The organism is Crassaminicella profunda, from assembly GCF_019884785.1.
Classification (GTDB): domain Bacteria; phylum Bacillota; class Clostridia; order Peptostreptococcales; family Thermotaleaceae; genus Crassaminicella; species Crassaminicella profunda.
In genome coordinates, this window is the sequence record NZ_CP082326.1 from 3,764,595 (window position 1) to 3,784,499 (window position 19,905).

The 19,905-nt window shown below is 32.7% G+C and carries 20 protein-coding genes and 1 riboswitch; of the genes, 1 reads left to right on the plus strand and 19 read right to left on the minus strand.

Features of this window, described 5'->3' with window-relative positions; translation table 11 throughout:
• Window positions 1-64 precede the first annotated feature (64 nt).
• The 8 genes from K7H06_RS17390 to K7H06_RS17425 all read right to left on the minus strand — a co-directional run bounded on the left by K7H06_RS17390 (window position 65) and on the right by K7H06_RS17425 (window position 10,723).
• Window positions 65-2,191, minus strand: a complete 2,127-nt coding sequence (locus K7H06_RS17390) for a ribonucleoside triphosphate reductase (protein ID WP_223037282.1) — start codon at window positions 2,189-2,191, stop codon at window positions 65-67.
• A gap of 299 nt (window positions 2,192-2,490) precedes the next feature.
• On the minus strand, window positions 2,491-3,123 hold the full coding sequence (pyrE, locus tag K7H06_RS17395; protein WP_223037283.1) for an orotate phosphoribosyltransferase: 633 nt from the start codon (window positions 3,121-3,123) through the stop codon (window positions 2,491-2,493).
• Between the two features lie 176 nt (window positions 3,124-3,299).
• Complete coding sequence (locus K7H06_RS17400) at window positions 3,300-4,232, minus strand: ABC transporter permease (RefSeq protein ID WP_223037284.1); 933 nt, start codon at window positions 4,230-4,232, stop codon at window positions 3,300-3,302.
• Window positions 4,210-5,319, minus strand: coding sequence for an ABC transporter permease (locus K7H06_RS17405; protein WP_223037285.1), 1,110 nt, complete (start codon window positions 5,317-5,319; stop codon window positions 4,210-4,212). The genes K7H06_RS17400 and K7H06_RS17405 overlap by 23 nt, the downstream gene beginning before the upstream one ends.
• Before the next feature lie 12 nt (window positions 5,320-5,331).
• Entirely contained in the window at window positions 5,332-6,843 is a 1,512-nt protein-coding gene (locus tag K7H06_RS17410; protein ID WP_223037286.1) for an ABC transporter ATP-binding protein, read from the minus strand.
• A 256-nt stretch (window positions 6,844-7,099) separates the two neighbouring features.
• A complete protein-coding gene (locus K7H06_RS17415; RefSeq protein ID WP_223037287.1) occupies window positions 7,100-8,203 on the minus strand; it encodes a BMP family ABC transporter substrate-binding protein in 1,104 nt (367 codons plus the stop codon).
• Between the two features lie 28 nt (window positions 8,204-8,231).
• Complete coding sequence (locus tag K7H06_RS17420) at window positions 8,232-8,804, minus strand: xanthine phosphoribosyltransferase (RefSeq protein ID WP_223037288.1); 573 nt, start codon at window positions 8,802-8,804, stop codon at window positions 8,232-8,234.
• Window positions 8,805-8,911: 107 nt separating this feature from the next.
• A riboswitch (purine riboswitch) is annotated at window positions 8,912-9,013 on the minus strand.
• A gap of 225 nt (window positions 9,014-9,238) precedes the next feature.
• Window positions 9,239-10,723, minus strand: a complete 1,485-nt coding sequence (locus tag K7H06_RS17425; protein WP_246637563.1) for a putative glycoside hydrolase — start codon at window positions 10,721-10,723, stop codon at window positions 9,239-9,241.
• Between the two features lie 156 nt (window positions 10,724-10,879).
• Between K7H06_RS17425 and K7H06_RS17430 the strand changes: the two genes are divergently transcribed.
• Window positions 10,880-11,707, plus strand: a complete 828-nt coding sequence (locus K7H06_RS17430) for a hypothetical protein (RefSeq protein WP_223037289.1) — start codon at window positions 10,880-10,882, stop codon at window positions 11,705-11,707.
• Here K7H06_RS17430 and K7H06_RS17435 read toward each other — a convergent pair.
• The 11 genes from K7H06_RS17435 to K7H06_RS17485 all read right to left on the minus strand — a co-directional run bounded on the left by K7H06_RS17435 (window position 11,704) and on the right by K7H06_RS17485 (window position 19,904).
• Window positions 11,704-12,567, minus strand: a complete 864-nt coding sequence (locus tag K7H06_RS17435) for a sensor histidine kinase (protein WP_223037290.1) — start codon at window positions 12,565-12,567, stop codon at window positions 11,704-11,706. The two genes, K7H06_RS17430 and K7H06_RS17435, sit on opposite strands and share 4 nt — an antisense overlap.
• Before the next feature lie 14 nt (window positions 12,568-12,581).
• On the minus strand, window positions 12,582-13,064 hold the full coding sequence (locus K7H06_RS17440; protein ID WP_223037291.1) for a hypothetical protein: 483 nt from the start codon (window positions 13,062-13,064) through the stop codon (window positions 12,582-12,584).
• 70 nt (window positions 13,065-13,134) lie between these two features.
• Entirely contained in the window at window positions 13,135-13,260 is a 126-nt protein-coding gene (locus K7H06_RS17445; protein WP_223037292.1) for a cyclic lactone autoinducer peptide, read from the minus strand.
• Window positions 13,261-13,272: 12 nt separating this feature from the next.
• Complete coding sequence (locus K7H06_RS17450) at window positions 13,273-13,896, minus strand: accessory gene regulator ArgB-like protein (RefSeq protein WP_223037293.1); 624 nt, start codon at window positions 13,894-13,896, stop codon at window positions 13,273-13,275.
• A gap of 155 nt (window positions 13,897-14,051) precedes the next feature.
• Complete coding sequence (gene bioB / locus K7H06_RS17455; protein WP_223037294.1) at window positions 14,052-15,029, minus strand: biotin synthase BioB; 978 nt, start codon at window positions 15,027-15,029, stop codon at window positions 14,052-14,054.
• 12 nt (window positions 15,030-15,041) lie between these two features.
• The gene (locus tag K7H06_RS17460; RefSeq protein ID WP_223037295.1) at window positions 15,042-15,620 is read right to left on the minus strand and encodes a biotin transporter BioY; all 579 of its coding nucleotides are present in this window, start codon (window positions 15,618-15,620) and stop codon (window positions 15,042-15,044) included.
• A gap of 172 nt (window positions 15,621-15,792) precedes the next feature.
• Entirely contained in the window at window positions 15,793-16,524 is a 732-nt protein-coding gene (locus tag K7H06_RS17465) for an AIR synthase related protein (RefSeq protein ID WP_223037296.1), read from the minus strand.
• Complete coding sequence (locus tag K7H06_RS17470) at window positions 16,514-17,026, minus strand: ECF transporter S component (protein ID WP_223037297.1); 513 nt, start codon at window positions 17,024-17,026, stop codon at window positions 16,514-16,516. Before K7H06_RS17470 ends, K7H06_RS17465 begins: the two co-directional genes overlap by 11 nt.
• A gap of 213 nt (window positions 17,027-17,239) precedes the next feature.
• Window positions 17,240-18,289, minus strand: a complete 1,050-nt coding sequence (locus tag K7H06_RS17475) for an ABC transporter substrate-binding protein (protein WP_246637564.1) — start codon at window positions 18,287-18,289, stop codon at window positions 17,240-17,242.
• Window positions 18,290-18,306: 17 nt separating this feature from the next.
• The gene (locus K7H06_RS17480; protein WP_223037298.1) at window positions 18,307-19,074 is read right to left on the minus strand and encodes an ABC transporter permease; all 768 of its coding nucleotides are present in this window, start codon (window positions 19,072-19,074) and stop codon (window positions 18,307-18,309) included.
• Window positions 19,068-19,904 carry an ABC transporter permease gene (locus K7H06_RS17485; RefSeq protein ID WP_223037299.1) on the minus strand — a complete coding sequence of 279 codons (837 nt, stop codon included), beginning with the start codon at window positions 19,902-19,904 and terminating at the stop codon, window positions 19,068-19,070. Before K7H06_RS17485 ends, K7H06_RS17480 begins: the two co-directional genes overlap by 7 nt.
• Window position 19,905 lies beyond the last annotated feature (1 nt).

The window sequence follows — 19,905 nt, forward strand, 5'->3', positions numbered from 1 at the left end:
ACCCCTTGAGTCATAAATTTAGGCAAGGTTTTTCACCTTGCCTTTAAATGTATTGCATCAATTTTTAACCAATTTTCACATCAACTTTAACTTGTTTATTTTTTAAGCTTTGTCCACAAGAAAATTCTTTTCGATCCTTAAATTCTTCTTTCTTCCCCTTATTCCATGCTTGAACGGGTCTGTGGAATCCTACTACTCTCGTCCAAACTTCCGCTTCTTTTCCACAGTGAGGACATTCAAAATGCTCTCCTGATAGATAACCATGTTCTGCACAAATAGAGAAAGTTGGGGTAATGGTGATATAAGGAATACTGCTGTTTTCCATCACTCTTTTTAATAAAATTTTACAAGTCTCTATACTATCAATTTCTTCCCCTAAGAATCCATGAAGTACCGTTCCTCCTGTATATAGGGTTTGTAATTTTTCTTGTAGCTCAATAGCTTCAAAAATATCTTCTGTATACCCTACTGGAAGTTGTGTAGAATTTGTATAGTATGGTTCATCATTTCCTTGAGTAAAGATATTTTGATACAGCTTTTTATCCAATCTAGCAAAACGATAGCTTGCCCCTTCCGCTGGAGCTGCTTCAAGGTTCCATAGACTTCCTGTTTCTTCTTGAAATATTTGTATCACTCTATTCATAAATTCCATAATCTCAACAGCAAATTCGTTACCTTCTTCTGTTGTAATATCTACACCTAATAGATTTACACAAGCTTCATTCATACCATTTAAGCCAATTGTTGAGAAATGGTTTTTAAAGAACTCACCTGTACCATCCTTAACCCCTTGAAGATAGTATCTTGAATAAGGATATAATCCTGCATCCATATATTTTTCTAGAACAACTCTCTTACTTTCACAAATTTCTTTTGCAATCTCCATTAACTCTCTTACTCTACGTTTAAATTCTTCTGTTGAATTAGCAGCATATCCAATTCTAGCCATATTTAATGTAACTACATTAATAGATCCTGTTAATGGATTTGCACCAAATAATCCTCCACCACGTCTTCTAAGCTCACGATTGTCCAGTCTTAGTCGACAGCACATGCTCCTTACGTCCTCAGGAGATAGCTCAGAATTTAAGAAGTTTGCAAAATAAGGTGTTCCAAACTTTCTTGTCATTTCCATAATAGCATTGACAGGTTCAGAATTCCAAGGAAAATCTGGTGTGATGTTTACAGTTGGAATAGGGAAACTAAAGGCCCTTCCTGCACCATCCCCTTCCATCATGACTTCACAAAATGCCTTATTAAATAAATCCATTTCCTTTTGGAATTCTTTATAAGTTTTGTCCATTCTTTCTCCACCAATGATTACTGGCTGATTTTTAAGAAGTGGATGTGGTGTAATATCTAATGTAACATTAGTAAACGGTGTTTGAAATCCTACTCTTGTAGGAACATTTAAGTTAAATACAAATCTTTGAACAGTTTTTTTCACTTGCTCATACGTAAGATTATCATAATAAATAAAAGGTGCTAAATATGTATCCAGACTTGATACTGCTTGCGCTCCTGCTGCTTCTCCTTGAAGGGTATAAAGTAGATTTACAAGCTGTCCTAAAGCTGACTCTAGATGTCTTGGTGGTCTTGATTCAATCTTTCCTTTCGCTCCTCTAAAACCACTTCTTAAGAAAGCTTCCAAATCCCATCCACAACAATAAGGTGCTAAAAGTCCTAAATCATGAATATGTAAGTCTCCTCTAATATGGGCTTCTCTTAATTCTTTTTTATAAATTTTATTTAGCCAATACTTCTTTGTAATACTTTCAACAATATGATTATTAAGACCCTGAAGACTAAATCCCATATTGGCATTTTCATTTACTCGCCAATCCTCTAGATTCACATATTCTTCAACCATTCTTTCTGCATCCATAAATAGATTTTTTACTTCTCGAATCTCTTCATGCCTCTTTCTATAGATAATAAACGCCTTTGCTGTTCTAGCGTGTCCTTCTTCTATTAATACTTTTTCTACTATGTCTTGCACATCTTCTACAGATGGTATACTTGCACCATATGTTTCGTGTATGATTTCAACGACGATCTTTGCAAGTTTTGTAGCTACCATTTCATCTTTTCCACCTACAGATTTTGCTGCAGCAAAGATAGCTAATTTAATTTTACTACTATCAAAATCAACGATTTCACCGTTTCTTTTTTGAACCTTTGTTACTGACATTATACCCCTCCTATTGTGTTGCTTGAAAAAGCATGTACTATATATTGTATATTATGCACTATTGTCCACACTTATGACAATAATCCTACGGAACTAATTCTTACAAGTTTTGACCCCTTTTAACATAAATTCTCTATCATTCTCTTGAGTTCTCAATCTTATATTTTTATCCTATTTTCTTTCACAAAAAAAATCTTCCCCTAGAAGATTTTCCCTTAGGTAATCCATAAATTTTAAATATTTATCAGTTATTTCCTATTTATCATAAAATATAAAAGGATATGCTTTTGCATATCCTGCTATTTCGTAAATATATAAGGTTCTTTACTCCATTTTTCTAGTAGCTCTTTTTCTTGTTCTTCAATATAACCCATCTCTATGGCTATAGGAAGAAGAACAGAATAACTGGTTAACGTATTATATGAAATTTTTTCTTTATTAAAAATATCATCTACTTTAGAGAAACCATAAGTAAAGATTGCTACAACTCCTAATACTTCTGCTCCTGCTTCTTGTAACGCCTTTACTGCCTTCATAGAGCTTCCACCTGTTGATAGTAAGTCTTCAATCACTACTACCTTTTGTCCTTGTTTTACAAGCCCCTCAATTTGATTTCCTTTTCCATGTCCCTTTGCAGAACTTCTTACATAGGCCATAGGTAAATTCATTTTTTGAGAAACCCATGCAGCATGTGGAATACCCGCTGTAGCTGTTCCTACTAAAACCTCTGCTTCTGGATATTTTTCCTTAATTAATCCTTGAAATCCTTCTGCAATCAAATCTCTTACCTTCGGATAACTCATGGTCAAACGATTGTCGCAATAAATAGGAGATTTAATTCCAGATGCCCAAGTAAATAAATCATCTGTACTCTTTATGGTTACTGCCTGAATTTCTAAAAGTTTCTTTGCAAGTTCTTTACTAGTATTCATTTTTACTCCTCCTTGTTAGCCTCACCGGACTATTTTTAAAGGTTTTTTTACCGTAATAATTTTATCATGCTATCATTATACTGTCAATTTATCCTGATGCACAAAAACATCTTATATGCTGTGGATAACTTCTGTTTCCTCGTATTTTATCCACTTTTTATTCATAATAATCTATTTTATCTTTCTTCTCTTGAATAAGAAAGTCCGAGTCCTTCTGGTGCTGCTATATTTCTATTTCCCTTTTTCGCAGATATAAAAATCAATACGCCTACAGTAAACAAATAAGGCAGCATTTTCATAAAAAATGGAGAAATAGTGAACCCTAAGGTTTGTGCACGATAACCTAAAATATCTAGCCCTCCAAATATATAAGAACCTATAAGAGCCCTTGATGGATTCCATAAGGCAAAAATAACTAATGATACGGCAATCCACCCTCTTCCTGCTGTCATATTCTCAAGCCATGCAGGTGCATAAGCAAGGGATAAATAGGCCCCACCTGCTCCAGCAAGAACACCTCCAATAAATACATGAATATACTGGATTTTGCTTACAGAAATCCCAACAGCATCTGCTGCTGCAGGATTTTCTCCAACGGCTTTTAGCTTTAATCCCATATTGGTCTTATATAAATAAATCCATACAGCAATAACCATCAAATAACTAACATATACTAACAAATCTTGATCAAAGAATACAGGCCCTATAAAAGGAATCTTTGAAAGAAAAGGAATCGCTATTTTTTCAAATTTTACAGGTGCTGGTATACCGATCATACTCTTTCCAATAAAGCTACTTAATCCTGTTCCAAAAATGGTGAGAGCTAAACCACTTACAACTTGACTAGATTTTAATGTAATGGTCAAAAATGCATGAATCAATGAAAATAATCCTGCTGCCAGCATTGCAGCTAAAAATCCAATCCAAGGATTATTGGTTGCAGTTGCTGCTTTAAAACCGCATACAGCACCAATAAGCATCATCCCTTCAACACCTAAATTTAAATTGCCAGATTTTTCACAAATGATTTCTCCTAAAGCTGCATATAAAATAGGAGTTCCAGCAATAACTGCTGCTGACAATGCACTAATCACAATATCTTGGTTCATTGATTTTAGCCTCCTTTTTAGCAAAAAATCTTTGATCTAAGCTCACACGATACTGGGTAAAAAATTCTCCTCCCAATACACAAAAAAGTATCAATCCTTGAAGCATCAAAGCAATTGATGCTGGCAATCCACTAGTTTGTACTGCATATCCGCCTACAATTAGTCCCCCAAATAAGAAGGATACAAAAATAGCTGCAATAGGATTCAATCTTGCTAACCAAGCAATAATAATAGCACTATAGCCATATCCTGGCGAAAAATTAGATTGTAGTCTATGAATAATTCCAGATACTTCTGTCATTCCTGCAATTCCTGCAATTCCACCACTCACCAAAAGGGATAATATAATATTTTTCACCACGTTCATCCCTGCATACTTAGCAGCTGTGCTATTTTCACCAGCAACTCTTAGTTCATATCCCCATACCGTCTTATTAAGGACCACATACAAGATAAAAGCTACAATCAAAGCGATAACAATCCCCATATGCACCCGAGTATTCCCAAAGCTTGGCAAAAACGCTGCAGGACTGAATTCCTTTGTAATAGGAAAATTAAATCCATCTGGATCTTTCCAAGGTCCAAAAACAAGATAATCTACTGATAAAATTCCTACATAATTCATCATTAATGTAGTAATGGTTTCATTAGTTCCCCAAAAGGCTCTAGCAATAGCTGGAACCATTGCCCAAATAGCGCCTCCTAAAAACCCTCCTATGAGCATCATAGGAATCAATATATACGCAGGTAAATGTCCAAAATTTAAAGCAATGCCACTTGCAACAATCCCTCCTGCATAAATTTGTCCTTCTGCCCCAATATTCCAAAGCTTCATTCGAAAAGCAACAGATACAGCTAATGTTGCAAGTAAAAGTGGAATCGTCTTTACAATCGTTTCATTAATTCCATAAGTAGAACCAAAAGCACCATCCACCATGGTACCATATGTTTCTATAGGAGAATGTCCAGAAAATATAAGGAATATTGCTCCTATAGTCAATGCAAGAAAAATACTCCCAATCCTTATGCCAGCCAAAGCATACGGACTACTTACATTTCTTTTCTCTATTTTTAGTAACTTTGTCATCTTCCTTTCCTCCTAACCCACTTGTCCACTAAGCATCATCATACCGATCTCATCCATTGTGGTCTCCTCTGGTTTTACAATTCCTGTAACCTTTCCCCCTTCTAAGACAACAATCCTATCTGACAATCTTAAAATGTGCTCTAAATCTTCAGAGATAAATAAAACAGCACACCCCTTATCTCTTTGCTTTAGTAATAAATCATACACAGCTTCTGTTGTTGCAATATCTAATCCCCTAACAGGATAAGCTGCAATTAAAACCTTTGGATCTTCTAGTATTTCTCTTCCTAATAAGATCTTTTGAAGATTACCTCCAGATAAACTACTAATAGGTGCATCTATATCTGCAATCTTAATTTCAAATTGATCAACAATTTTTTTTGCTTCTTCTCTTATTTTCTTCTTCTGAATAAAGAAGCCTTTTCTTCTCTTCGCTTTTCGATAATCTTTTAGAATAAAATTATCGGTAAGATCCATACTTCCTACAAGCCCCATACCGATACGATCCTCTGGTACAAAACTAAATCCCATATCAATGATTTGGCGGACACTTTTTCCACCTACCTCTTGACCATCTATTTTAATATTTCCACTTTCCATTTTTCTAAGGCCTGCAATCCCTTCAGCCAATTCCTTTTGTCCATTTCCAGAAATTCCTGCAATCCCTACAATTTCTCCTTTTCTTACCTGAAAAGATACATTTTTTAAAGCTGCGATTCCTTTATCATTGTTAATGGTTACATTTTCTATATCTAAGCCGATTTCTTTTCCTTCTTTTCTATCTTTTATCTTTTTTTCTGATATAGGTTTTCCAACCATCATTTCTGTTAAAGTTTTTTCATCTACTTCACTTTTTAATACCGTCCCTACCTGTACACCTTTTCTTAGTACTGTAATTCGATCTGCAAGATCCATAACTTCTCTCATTTTATGAGTAATGATTACAATTCCACATCCATTTGCAGCCATTTTTCTTAATATAGTAAATAATTCCTTTATTTCTTGAGGAGTAAGGACAGCAGTAGGTTCATCTAATATTAATATATCTGCTCCTCTATACAAAGCTTTTAATATTTCTATTCTTTGTTTTTCCCCAACAGACATATGATAAACATAGTCACTTGGATGAATGGATAAACCATATTTTTCAGAAAAGTCAAGTATCTCTTTTTCTATCTTTTTCTTATTTAAAAACAACCCTTTTTTATACCCTAAAATAATATTTTCACTTGCTGTCAAATTTTCTACAAGCTTAAAATGCTGATGAATCATCCCTACCCCATTTAAAATAGCATCCTTTGGCGAACTAAGAATCACCTTTTTTCCATGAAGCATCATTTCTCCCGCATCTTGTTTATAAACACCAGCCAAAATATTCATTAAAGTAGATTTACCCGCACCGTTTTCTCCTAATAGGGCATGAATTTCCCCTTTTTTTAATGAAAAATTAACATCTTGATTCACCCAGTTTTGTCCAAATCTTTTGCCAATACTGTCCATAGCTACTAACAAATTGTCATTCATATTGAACCTCCCCTATTCTAAAAATCAAATCCTGCTATAACAACTATTTATAAAAAACTTTTTCTCTTATACCTAATTGTTATAACAGGCTTATATATTTATCTCTAAACTCATTAGATTTACACAGTAAACACTCTCATTAAAAGTTAAAAATAAGTATTCAGATACAAATGCTACACTACCTAAATGAATTCTCACATTTTCAATACGTATAAATATTGGCACACAAAACAACGGTTGTGTGCCAATACAAAATTTACTTACCAATAGTTCCTTCTACACCTTCAACAAACCAATCCATTGAAAGTAGCTCTTCATCTGTTAATGTTTTTCCTTCTTCAACTTTTACATTTCCATCTTGATCCTTAATGGTTCCTGTAAATACGTCCCAATCTGTTTCTATTAATTTCTTTTGTTCTTCTTCTACAAGAGCTTTTATTTCATCATCTACTAAATCTGTCATAGGAGCTAAGGCTACAACACCATCCTTAAGTCCTCCCCAATACTTTTCTGATTTCCATGTTCCTTCTTTAACAGCTTTTACAGTATTTAAGTAATATGGTCCCCAATTCCAAACAGGAGCAGTTAAATAAGCCTCTGGTGCAAATTTACTCATATCTGTATTATATCCAATAGAAAATGCATTTTGCTCTTGAGCAGCCTGCTGTGGTCCTGGTGTATCTTGATGTTGTGTAATCACATCAGCACCTGCATCAAGTAAACTCTTTGCCGCTTCTTTTTCTTTTGCTGGATCATACCATGTATTTGTCCAAACTACTTTGACAGTTGCCTCAGGATTAACACTTTTTACTCCTAATGTAAAAGCATTGATTCCTCTAATTACTTCTGGAATAGGCATAGCTGCTACATAACCAATCACATTAGACTCTGTTTTCTTTGCTGCTACAATTCCAGATAAATATCTTGGCTGATACATTCTTCCAAAGTAAGTAGCCACATTCTCACCCGTTTTATATCCTGAACAATGTAAGAAAGTAATGTCTGGGTATTTTTTTGCCACATTCATCACTGAATCCATATATCCAAAGCTTGTTGCAAAAATAATCTTATTTCCTTTTTCAGCAAGCTCTGTTAACACTCTTTCTGAATCAGAACCCTCTGGTACAGATTCTATAACAGTCGTTTCTACTTCTGACATATTCTCTACTAAATACTTTCTTCCTTCATCATGAGAATAAGACCACCCAGCATCTCCTACAGGTCCTATGTAGATAAATGCTACTTTTAATTTCTCTTCTCCCTTTTGACTCTCATCTGCTGTAGTCTTTTGTCCACATCCTGTAAAGATCATAACAAAAGTCATCATTAAAGCTACGAAACACAATAATTTTTTTCTCATATTCCCTCTCCTTTTCATTTGTTTTATATTATTTTTTAAAAACAATTCCATCTTTCCCCATCTTTTCAACAATTGCTAAAGATTCTATCTTAAAGCCTTCCTTTCGAAGCTTTTCTCCACCCTTTTGGAATCCCTTCTCAATAACAATTCCTGCTCCTACTAAAGTAGCTCCACTTTCTTTGATGATTTTATTTAATGCAACTAAAGCATTTCCAGACGCAAGAAAATCATCAATAATTAGAATTTTATCTTTCTTATCTATAAACTTTTTTGCTATCTGAATCGTATTGGTAACTCCCTTTGTAAAAGATACTACGTCACTACTATAAACATTTTCATCCATAGTGACAGACTTTGTTTTTTTTGCAAATACTAAGGGTACATCTAAATAAGCAGCAGCAGCCATAGCTGGTGCAATCCCTGATACCTCAATAGTAATAACTTTAGTAATTTTTTCATCTTTAAATAGATTCGCAAATTCCTTTCCTATTTCTAGCATCAATTTGGCATCAATTTGATGATTTAAGAAAGAATCTACTTTTAAAATGGTCTCTGAAAGTACTTCGCCTTCTGCTTTAATTTTTTCTTGTAATAATTTCATTTTTTCCCTCCATGTAAAAAACACCCAGTCTCTACAGTTCCAACCATGGTGAAAACTGCAAAACAGGGTGCTCCTTCGTATAACGAAAAACACTAATGTTCGTGCTAACATAAACAATTTCCACTCATAGGCCTATAATTTACGGTTATAGGGTAGAAACTTCTGAGCCATATTCTCAGGATTATACGAGTTTTTTATTCAATTGATTAAGCTTATTTTATACATTTCTATTTCCCTTGTCAATAGTTTCATGTTTTTTGTAGACATACAATTGGGAAATTACTATTTGATTTTTTCATGTAGCCTTATTAAATCACCCTATTCTCTTTTCTCAAATCATAGTGTAGAGCTAATCCCACAAAAAAGAAGACAGTCTTACGGGTCATAAGATTGTCTTCTCTATGATTATATTTTTTAATACATCTATATATTTTTTATTTTAAGGCATCTTGTGAATACTTATTGGCCGCATTCCACAATAAATATTCATCTACACCATTTTCTTTTAACGCTCTAATTTGATCCTTTACTTGCTTTGGTCCATATTTGATATGTCCCTTTACCCAGCTAGCTGTAAAATCTTGAATCCAAGGTCTTATAGTTGCAGGAGTTTCTATGTTTTTGTTTCTTGCAATAGAATCCTTTGTCCCTTGGTACACAGTCTCATAAGGATAAGCATCTGGTACAGATAACTTATATGTTCCATTTGCATAATGACTTGGATACATCATAGGAGATACATAATCCGTTACATTGCTTACACCTTCCCAATATTGACCAAGTCCCATATCATCTGCAACAGAACCTACCAATCCAAATATATCCGCACTAATATAAACTTCTTCTTTTGAAAGTTCTCTATAGGCTTGTTGTAAGAAATGTTGAATAGTTTGAGGTTTGCTATGATCCTCACTCACATTTCTATAATCTAGCACTTTATCAAGCTTATTTCCATTAGATGCAGGGAAACGAACATAGTCAAATTGTATTTCATTAAATCCTAATCTTGCAGCTTCTTTTGCTACTTCTATATCATAATTCCAAAGCTCCCGATCATGAGGAGATGCCCATCTTAATTTGTCTCTACTTACAAAGGTTTTTCCTGTTCTTTTGTCAAGGATAGCTCTATCAGGATGTTGCTTTGTATAAGTAGGATCTTTAAAGGTAACAATTCTTGCAATAGCATAAATACCATTATCTTTTAAGATTTGCATTCTTTCTTGAAACTTTTCTATACTAATTCTTGCTCTTTTATTTGCTTCTGGTGAATGTTTTGCTGCCGCCTCTGTTGGAAATAACATGATTCCATCATCATCTTTTACATCTATGACAAAAGCATTAATTTCTGTCTCCTGTGCAAGCTTTAAAAGTCTTTCAAAGCCCTGCCCTATGAAAGAATGCTCTGTCATGTAAACCCCTTTTACTTTCACCCTTGGATTATTTGTATACGCATCCACCTTTTCCTGTGGTGAAAAATCTAGCACTCTTAAAGCTTCACTTAACAATTCAGTACGATCCTTTACCGTATAATCTGATTTAATCCATCCTGTCTTTTCTCCATCTATTGTATCAAAGGAAATTTTATACCAAAGATCCCCATTCTCTTTTGTTTGTTCTTCAATAACTTTGACACCTGTTCCCTTCATAAAACTATCTACAATAGATGAGTCCTTTGTAGCCTCTTGTCGTACATTTAATTTGCTAGCACTGATGTAAACAATATTTTTTTGTTCCTCTTTATTAGATTCTTCTTTTGATGCATTTTCTTCACTCTTTTGGTTTTTATTCTCCTCATAAACCTCTTTAGTAGTCGTTTCATCTGCCTTTGAGGCTGGTGCCTGGCATCCACTAAGCATCATGGTACTTCCCATCGTTAGCGCAAGTATTGCTGCGACTAAAATCTTCTTATTTTTATTCATTAAGACACCTCTCTCTTTCATTTTCCTCTATTATACCATGATGTGACAAAAAACTTATGGATTTCTTTATATGAAAATTTTACTATATATTATTTATTCATATTTTTCATAAAAAATTCTAAAACTAAATAAAAATATTTTAATAAGGAGAAAGTTATGAAAAAAAGGTTTCTTTATATTTTATTATTTGTTATTCTTCTCATTAGTTTTAACCTACCATTCTGGAACACTTTAAAAAGCTACACAATTATGTATTTTTATGACAAAACACAAAACACCCTCCATGAAAAAGGAATCTCCTTTTATATTCCCAATGGCTTAAAAACCTTAAAATCAGATTGGTATCCTTTCATGCTTCATTATGATGCTAGTGAATATTTTTCTCAATATATAAAAAAAAATAGTTCTTTACAGGTATTGTATTCCTTTGGGTCTTTCGATTTTTCTAAAGGATGTTCTCATTTTTATGATTCTTCTTCTCCTTATTATGCTGCCTTTTATGGTGGATATGCCTTGTTTTGTGAAGATCATCCTTATGGTTTTGATAAAAACGGAAATATGAATATAGAAGAGATTACAAAAGTACCTATGTTTGATCAAACCTATCTGGTTCTTCCTTCTTTAGGCTGCCCAAAGGATAAGATTTATTTTCAATCAACCGTAGAAAAAATAGAAACCAATAAAAATTATATTGGCATAAATGGATGGACAAAAATAGACGCAAAAATAAAAACCAATGCTCCTATACACAAAACTGAAAACAAAAAAAATATGGGCTATATTCAATATGGAAAACCTCATAAAAGTTTTTTCAATAAAAATGAATACCCTCTAATTTCTTTAAATGGTCGGATCTATGTAAAATACATAGATGAGTTGAAAGGAACTTTCTTTTTATACATCATGGCAAAAGATATACAAACAGTAAATCTATGTGACAAAGAACTCTTGTCTCAATCAAATATTTCTATCAACAATCATTAAGAACATCTCGCTACACGTTTTCTTGTAGGTAAAAATATAGTAAATACAGTTCCCACGCCTTCATAACTTTCTACCGTAATTCTTCCTTTATTTTTATTAATAATCTGTTTTACAATGTTGAGACCATACCCATGTCCGTCCCCTTCTTTTGTTGAGTATCCTTTTTCAAATATTTTTTCATACATTTTCTCTGATAAAATAGGATAGGAATTCCCTATTAAAATCACACATTCTTCCTCATGCTCAGCAATATCTATAATAAGAACCTTCTCTTCCTCTTTGCAATCCTCTAATTCATAAATGGCATTATCTATCAAATTAAATAATACGGTACAAATATCCATAGAATCTATATATAAATTCTCTAAGGAAGTACTAATATCTAACTCTACCTTTATTCCTTTGCTTTCTGCAATAGTACACTTTCTTCCTAAAGTAGCAGCTATTTCAATATTTTCAATTTTAGATATAGAAAAAACACCTTCAACCTTTTGTGAAATTTTAAAAATATAATCTAATGCTTTTTTACTCTGTTCCAATTGAAGCATCCCAGCAATTAAGTTTAAATGATTGATAAAATCATGCTTTTGCCCTTGTAATGCATCAATGACTTCCTTAGAATTGTTTAGTTTAATAATACCTTCTTTTTCTTTTCTTAAAAAATATAAAATGTAAAATATACAAATAATTGCACTAACACCCAAGAGATTGATTACAATTCCCATATAATAGGGATATTGAAAATTAACAATTACATTCCCCATCAAATTTATGATAGTTCTATTAGTCAAAAACATGACAATAAAACTCTGTAATAATATTAAACCTATCAATATATACGCTCGAACAGTAACCTTCATATGAATCATCCTTATCAGTTATTTTCATGAAATTGCTTAAAATCAAGAATAGTAATTTTGAAAACATATCCTATTATAAATCCAATAATCAAAAGAACATCAGATAATGCAGTTGCTAGTAATAATCCTCCTGGTCTACTCGTCAATGTGATAGGGTCAAATTGAAACAATTTCAAGACAGGAAAGAAAAATACTCCTTCTCCCCATAATAACAATAAAAAGCTAATCAATCCAGCAATCATACTATCTAAAATTCTTTGTTTTCCAATGAATCTGAGTAACATTATAAAACAGATAAATAATATAAAAATATGAGTTCCAAAAGGAATATTATTTTTAATATAAAAAACTCTAATACCATATATTAATATCCCTAGTATGATAGTAATCCACATTATTACTTTATGCTTAAGGCGTATTCCTATAAGACCTAATCCTGCCCCTGTCATTAAGAATGCCTCTATAAAATGTCCTAATAATTTTTCTACTATATCCATATACTCTTCCTTTCATTTTCAACAATTTCTAATGTCAATAGGGCATTTTATACCCTATTGACATTAGCCCTTACATGTCTTTTAGCTGCTCCGGTAATTCTGGCTGATAGTTTATAGTAGAGCATGCCCCTGTTGCACTTGTAAAGGCTAGAAATGTAAGAACTACCATTGATAATTGTAATAACCTTCTCATCATTTGTATCCCCCCTTATTTCCTTAATATTTTATTTAGTAAAATATCTGACTGTTGCCAGAGTTTATACCCTATTTTAGTTATGGAAAAACATTGACATAAAATCCCTAAACTAGATGCAAGCATGATCCCATGAACCTTGTTAAAAAGCAAATAATATCCTACATTAAAAAAACACCACACTAACAAAATAACTAATGATTTTACTTTTAATTTCTTTATTTTTTCTATAGAAGTTATAGGCTTTTGTGGTGTATCTGCAGGTGCATATTTACTAATACTCCATAATCCAAATAAAAAAACAAACACGATTGCTGATAATATAATTTCTTTAGTTGGTACAACCATCTTTGTCAAAAATCCTAAAGCATTGGCTACAATCATACTAAAAATTGCACAATTCCACATGCTTTCACAATGAGCCCCTCCTGAACAAGACCGTAGTATGGATATAGTCAACATGATGATTAACACATACGAAAAAATCCCTAAAGCTTTAGCGAGAACAAGAGCTAAGAAATATCCTAAAAACATACTCATAATTAAATGCAAAGAATATCTCAAAATAGCTTCTTGTCCTTCATCCAGCTCCAATTGATTTTTGTACACACCTAAGATTTTCCCTATACACTTTTCCATCCAAAAATTCCCCTTTAATTGACAATAGTAAAATACTCCCATTTTTATGTTACAACAATATTTAACTTCTCCATAATTATGGATATTCCTCTAATATTTTGTAAATTTTTCGTGTTTTTTCAAAAGAAAAACATATAGCCCTTATGGACCATATGTTAAACTTCAAACCCTTGTTCTTTGATCATCTTTATATCCTCTGTTATTTTATTACCTACAGTAGTTAAATAATTTCCTACAAGAGCAGCATTTACCCCTGCCTTGAATCCAACATGTTGCATTTCCCCTAATGCAATTCTTCCTCCAGCATAGCGAATGGAACCATCTGGTATCACCAATCTAAAAACAGCCATAGTCTTTAATGCCTTAAGAGGGGATATTTTCTCATTATTTTCCAGTGGCGTTCCTTTGATAGCATTTAATATGTTAATAGGAACAGATTTAATTCCTAATTCTTTTATTTCAAAAGCCATCTTTACCTGATCTTTACATGTCTCTCCTAGCCCTATGATCCCGCCACAACACAAATCAAGTTCTGCTTTTTGCACATTTTTAATGGTATTAATTCTATCCTCATAGGTATGAGTCGTGCAAATGCTCTCATAAAATTCCTTACTTGTTTCTACATTATGATGATACATACTCACCCCTGCTTCTTTAAGTTTTATGGCCTGTTCATAAGATATAATACCATGAGATGCACATATTTTTAAATTTGTATCCATCTTAAGCCTTTGATAGATTTTTAATAGCTTTTCAAAATCCTCTTCCTCCATACCTCTTCCACTTGTAACCAATGAAAAACGATGTGCTCCATCTCTTTCCATTTCTAAAGCTCTTTTTAGAATTTTGTCATACTCTAATAAATCATAGACTTCTACTCCTGTTTGATAATGACTAGACTGAGCACAATATTTGCAATCCTCAGAACATCTTCCACTCTTTGCATTCATAATGGTGCATAGATCTGCTTGATTTCCTACAAATTTTTCTCTAACACTATTTGCTGCGTCAAAAAGAATCGTTAGTGTTTCTTCATCTTTTTCATCTATTTCCATTAACTTTACTGCTTCTTCATAAGTTATTTGCCCCTCAGCTAATATTCTTTCCTTTATTTCTTTTATAAAAGTTTTCATTTTCTTCAACTCCTAACATTCTTTTTTTAGCTTTATAGATACATATCCCGCTCTACGAAGAGCTGGAACTACTTTTGTAGCTGTGTATGCAATAAGTATGCTCCAACAAATATCTGGTATAATAAATGGAAAAAATCCATATTGTAATGCTGTCATAAAAGTAATTGACTTTCCTATATGAATACCACTCATCATATACATATAAGGTACCCCTATACTATAAACTGCCATAAGTCCTCCAAGAATTGGAAAGAATACATTTTTAAATTTTACTTCTTTTAATCTTTCAGTAAATTTACCAACAATATACGCACAAAGGATAAATCCAATCAAATAGCCAAAGGTAGGCTGATATATATAATAAATACCTCCACCCCTTGTAAAGATAGGAATCCCACTAAGTCCAATTCCTACATACAATAACTGAGAATATAATCCTAATCTCGACCCTAAAAACACCCCAGAAAAAGCACAAAATAAATACTGTAGTGTAACGGGCACAATAGGTGTTGGAACTTTTATGAAAGCACCTATAGCCGTAAGTGCTGCAAACATGGCAACCAATATCATATCTCTTGTTTTTATTTTCATAAAGCGTCTCTCCCTTTACACAATTTTACTTTTATCATATATGAGGGTATTTCTTTTGTCAACTATATTTGTTACCTTAGTTCACATTTATAGTTGACCTTAATTTCTATCATCATTCTATAAACATCTATGATTTTCACAAAGAAATTTTTCAAATAAAAAAACCCTATTACTAGGGCTTTTTAATCAATTGTCCAATAAAATTTTTAGGAATATTCAAATCGTATTTTAATTCCCCTTCACTCATCACAAGAAGGACTGTACCAGGTCCTGCTGTTTTTTCTAAATTTAATGATATTTTCTTTGTATATTCCATATTTAACTTTTTACCCTTTAAAAATTTATTAATTTCTCCCTTGATTCCTAATGAACCTACAGGAATAATCTCTTTTATATTTTTTATTTTTAAGAGCTTTAAAAGTGTAGCTGCATTAGCTATTTCTCCCGTATCCTTTTCTACTTCCTCTCCTACCTTTGGAATCCCCACAGCGTATACAAAATCTTGAGGATTTGATTGATTGATTAAAATTTCTGTTTTTTTGCAAATGCCAATCACCGTTGTTCCTAAAGCAGTCATAGATGTAGTCATATTTTTTTCTGTACTAATAGTAATAGGAATATCTAAAGCACATTCTTTTAGCTCACTTTTAATTCCTCTTAAAATTTCTTTTCCTGTGGGATTAGGTTCACTGCATATATTTGCTGTAAAACTTATTGCCTTTGCCCCAAGGGATAGTACTTCCATTAAGCTCACCCTTGCCGTATATTTCCCTACCATAAATGGAGGTGCTTTCAGAAAATCGCCCCTCTTTAATCCTATCCCCCCACAAGAGTCACAAGCAACTACTAAAACTTCTTCTTTATTTAATTCAATGATTTCTGCATCTCTATATTTATTTTTCAAATAGATCAAATCCTTCTCTTTTAAGAAATCCTGATTGTTTAAGTGGTAAAAAAACTAAAATTGCTAAAATTACATTTACCCCACTTGCTAACAATAAAAAAGGCGTAATACTCATAAAAAAAACCCATCCAAATTGAGGCATGAGTGCCATCAAAAGAGGTGCCCCTGCACCATTTAAAACAATCCCCACGATTCCTGCGATGATTATATTTGTCTTTTTGTACGTGATAGAAAAACTAAGTACAGTTATAGCCATCATCACAGCAATCAATAAATGAATGGGTAAGGATAATGGAAATCCTGCATTTGCTGAAGTTAATAAATGTCCAATAAATCCTATTAAAGCACCTATTCCTCCCCCTAAGGTAATTCCTCCTAAAAATGCTGGCATAGCATCAAGGGCTATACTTTGTAAGGGACTAGGAATTTTTATATAAGACCCTACAAAACTTAAAGCAATGAACATACCCATTATAACCATTTTCTTTGTTTTTTTATTCATACAACCTTCTCCTTTATCCATAGCTATCTTTTCATAAAACTTCTACTTCTTTCAAAGCTTACTTTCAAAATTTTCATTTCTGGAATTTTTCTAACAGTAGATTTACCCAATCATTATCTACATTTTTCAAATGTTACATTCTTCTAGTAAGTAAAAAAGTTCACAGCCTATTTTTAATGAAAACAAGCTATGAACTAAACTCCTGGCCCTATTTTAATAAGCTTTTACTTCTGTCCAAATTCTATCATATTCTGTTGTAAACTCTCCTAAATCTATAAACACTTCTCCCTTTTCAAAAATATTTCCCTTTGGATAAATGATTTCATTTTCTCTTATTTCTTCAGGAAGAAGCTTCACGCCTTCATTGTTAGGAGTTGCATACATTACAAATTCTGCACATTTTGCAGCTACCTCTGGACGCATCATATAATTGATAAAAAGCTCTGCTTCTTTTTTGTGTTTACTCGTAACAGGAACGGCCATTGTATCAAACCAAAGATTTGTTCCTTCTTTTGGAAGGACATATTTAAGATTTTGATTTTCTTCCATAAGGACCATAGCATCCCCTAAGAAACACATAGACATGCCTGCTTCTCCAGAAGCCATCATATCTTTATATGCATCTGAATCATAAGCTTTGACCAGTGCCTTTTGCTTTAATAATTCCTTCTTTGCCTCTTCTAATTCATGGGAATCTGTTGTATTCATAGAATATCCTAATTTCTTTAGGGCAATACCAATATTGTCTCTTACACTGTCAAACATGACAATGTCCCCTTTGTATTTTTCATCCCACATAGCACTCCAGCTATCTATATCTTCTTTAATTTTAGTCGTATCGTACAATATGCCAATTGTCCCCCAAAGATATGGAACAGAATATTTGTTGTCTTTATCATATGGAAGATTCTTAAATTCATCTCCTATTTTTTTAAAATTTGATAGATTATTAAAATCTAGTTCTTGTAATAATCCTTCTTTAACCATTGCCTCTATCATATAATCAGATGGAAAAATCACATCATAATCTGTTCCACCTGCTTGCACCTTTGTAAGCATCTCTTCATTTCCTGCATAAGTTTCATAATATACTTTTATACCATATTCTTTCTCAAAATCTTCTAATACCTGAGGATCAATATATTCTCCCCAATTATACACATTTAATTTACTGTAGTATCCTTGTTCATTTACTTTTTCTCCACATCCAGTAAATAAACTAAAAACCATACAAAGTACCAGAAGTAATAGAGTTTTTTTCAATCAAATCATCCTTTCTTTTAGTTCGTTTTTTCTCTTTTTTGTAATAGTATTAATAAACCTAAAACCCCCATAAAAAGAAGGGTTGATAAGGCATTTATTTTAGGAGTAACCCCTGTTTTTGTCATAGAATAAACCTTTATAGATAAGGTATTTACTCCTGATCCTGTTGTAAAAAAGCTTACCATAAAATCATCTAATGATAATGTAAAAGCAAGTAACAAACCAGTAATAACTCCAGGCATAATTTCAGGAAGTATTACCTTAAAAAATGCTTGAAGGGGTGTTGCCCCTAAATCTAGTGCCGCCTCTTCAAGATAAGGATTTAGTTGCCTTAATTTTGGTAGTACTGCTAAAATCACATAGGGTATATTAAAGGTTATATGTGCAAGAAGAAGGGTTATAAACCCTAGTTTCATCTTTAGTACTGCAAATAAAGCTAAAAGAGAAATACCAATAACAATATCCGGATTCATCACAGGAAGATAAGTCACATTCATAAAAATGCTTTTCCATCTTGGTTTCATTTTATGTATAGCTATAGCGCTAATGGTACCTATGATCGTTGCAATAATTGCTGCAAGTATCGCAATGGCAAAAGTATTATAAAGGGCCTGAGCAACTGTCTGATCTCTAAATAATTCCTTATACCATTTGAAGGTAAATCCATTCCATTTTCCTCTATACTTAGAATCATTAAAAGAATATATAATCAGCAGCAATATGGGAAGATATAAAAACATATATACAAAGAAAGCATAGCTCCTTTTTATAAGCTTTTTTACCATAAGCCTCCCCCTTCCTCATCTTGATATTTATGACTTACAGCCATTCCAATTAAAATAAGTACCATCATAATCATAGAAATTGCTGAACCGAACTGCCAATTTCTTGCGAACAAAAATTGATTCTGTATCAAATTTCCAAGAAGGATTGTTTGTCCTCCTCCTAATAAATCAGATATAACAAAAGTACTTACTGCTGGCATAAACACCATAATAAGCCCTGATACAACCCCTGGTATACTTAAAGGAAAAACAACCTTCATAAAAACTTCCCTAGATGTAGCCCCCAAATCCATTGCTGCTTCTATCAAACTTTCATCAATTTTAACAAGAACAGAATAAATAGGAAGCACCATAAATGGAAGAAAATTATAAACCATTCCTAATACCACCGCTCCCGCATTATATAAAAGTCCTAAAGGCTCATCAATAATACCAAGTCCTATCAAAAACTGATTAATAATCCCTTGATCCCTAAGTAAAATCATCCATGCATATGTACGTAATAGAAAATTGGTCCAGAGAGGAACAATAAACAACATAATCAATATATTTCTTCTTTTTAGAGGACTTTTAGCAATGATCATTGCCATAGGATAAGCAATGATCAAACAAATGATTGTACTAATAGCTGCAAGAATCATAGATCTCCATAATACATTTAAGTAAATAGGTTCCATGAATGTTTTATAATTATTTAAAGTAAATTCATAAACAATCCTCCCATAAGGAGAACGCTTGCAGAAACTATATACTAATATAATCATAATAGGTGCAATACTAAATATAAGCGACCATAGTGCATAAGGTATAGAAAGATATTTCTTTTTCATT

What these genes read in the sequence shown, in the direction of transcription:
- K7H06_RS17390 (WP_223037282.1), bottom strand. Translation starts at nt 2,191, where the DNA reads ATGTCAGTAACAAAGGTTCAAAAAAGAAACGGTGAAATCGTTGATTTT.
- pyrE (WP_223037283.1), bottom strand. Translation starts at nt 3,123, where the DNA reads ATGAATACTAGTAAAGAACTTGCAAAGAAACTTTTAGAAATTCAGGCA.
- K7H06_RS17400 (WP_223037284.1), bottom strand. Translation starts at nt 4,232, where the DNA reads ATGAACCAAGATATTGTGATTAGTGCATTGTCAGCAGCAGTTATTGCT.
- K7H06_RS17405 (WP_223037285.1), bottom strand. Translation starts at nt 5,319, where the DNA reads ATGACAAAGTTACTAAAAATAGAGAAAAGAAATGTAAGTAGTCCGTAT.
- K7H06_RS17410 (WP_223037286.1), bottom strand. Translation starts at nt 6,843, where the DNA reads ATGAATGACAATTTGTTAGTAGCTATGGACAGTATTGGCAAAAGATTT.
- K7H06_RS17415 (WP_223037287.1), bottom strand. Translation starts at nt 8,203, where the DNA reads ATGAGAAAAAAATTATTGTGTTTCGTAGCTTTAATGATGACTTTTGTT.
- K7H06_RS17420 (WP_223037288.1), bottom strand. Translation starts at nt 8,804, where the DNA reads ATGAAATTATTACAAGAAAAAATTAAAGCAGAAGGCGAAGTACTTTCA.
- K7H06_RS17425 (WP_246637563.1), bottom strand. Translation starts at nt 10,723, where the DNA reads ATGAATAAAAATAAGAAGATTTTAGTCGCAGCAATACTTGCGCTAACG.
- K7H06_RS17430 (WP_223037289.1), top strand. Translation starts at nt 10,880, where the DNA reads ATGAAAAAAAGGTTTCTTTATATTTTATTATTTGTTATTCTTCTCATT.
- K7H06_RS17435 (WP_223037290.1), bottom strand. Translation starts at nt 12,567, where the DNA reads ATGAAGGTTACTGTTCGAGCGTATATATTGATAGGTTTAATATTATTA.
- K7H06_RS17440 (WP_223037291.1), bottom strand. Translation starts at nt 13,064, where the DNA reads ATGGATATAGTAGAAAAATTATTAGGACATTTTATAGAGGCATTCTTA.
- K7H06_RS17445 (WP_223037292.1), bottom strand. Translation starts at nt 13,260, where the DNA reads ATGATGAGAAGGTTATTACAATTATCAATGGTAGTTCTTACATTTCTA.
- K7H06_RS17450 (WP_223037293.1), bottom strand. Translation starts at nt 13,896, where the DNA reads ATGGAAAAGTGTATAGGGAAAATCTTAGGTGTGTACAAAAATCAATTG.
- bioB (WP_223037294.1), bottom strand. Translation starts at nt 15,029, where the DNA reads ATGAAAACTTTTATAAAAGAAATAAAGGAAAGAATATTAGCTGAGGGG.
- K7H06_RS17460 (WP_223037295.1), bottom strand. Translation starts at nt 15,620, where the DNA reads ATGAAAATAAAAACAAGAGATATGATATTGGTTGCCATGTTTGCAGCA.
- K7H06_RS17470 (WP_223037297.1), bottom strand. Translation starts at nt 17,026, where the DNA reads ATGAATAAAAAAACAAAGAAAATGGTTATAATGGGTATGTTCATTGCT.
- K7H06_RS17480 (WP_223037298.1), bottom strand. Translation starts at nt 19,074, where the DNA reads ATGGTAAAAAAGCTTATAAAAAGGAGCTATGCTTTCTTTGTATATATG.
- K7H06_RS17485 (WP_223037299.1), bottom strand. Translation starts at nt 19,904, where the DNA reads ATGAAAAAGAAATATCTTTCTATACCTTATGCACTATGGTCGCTTATA.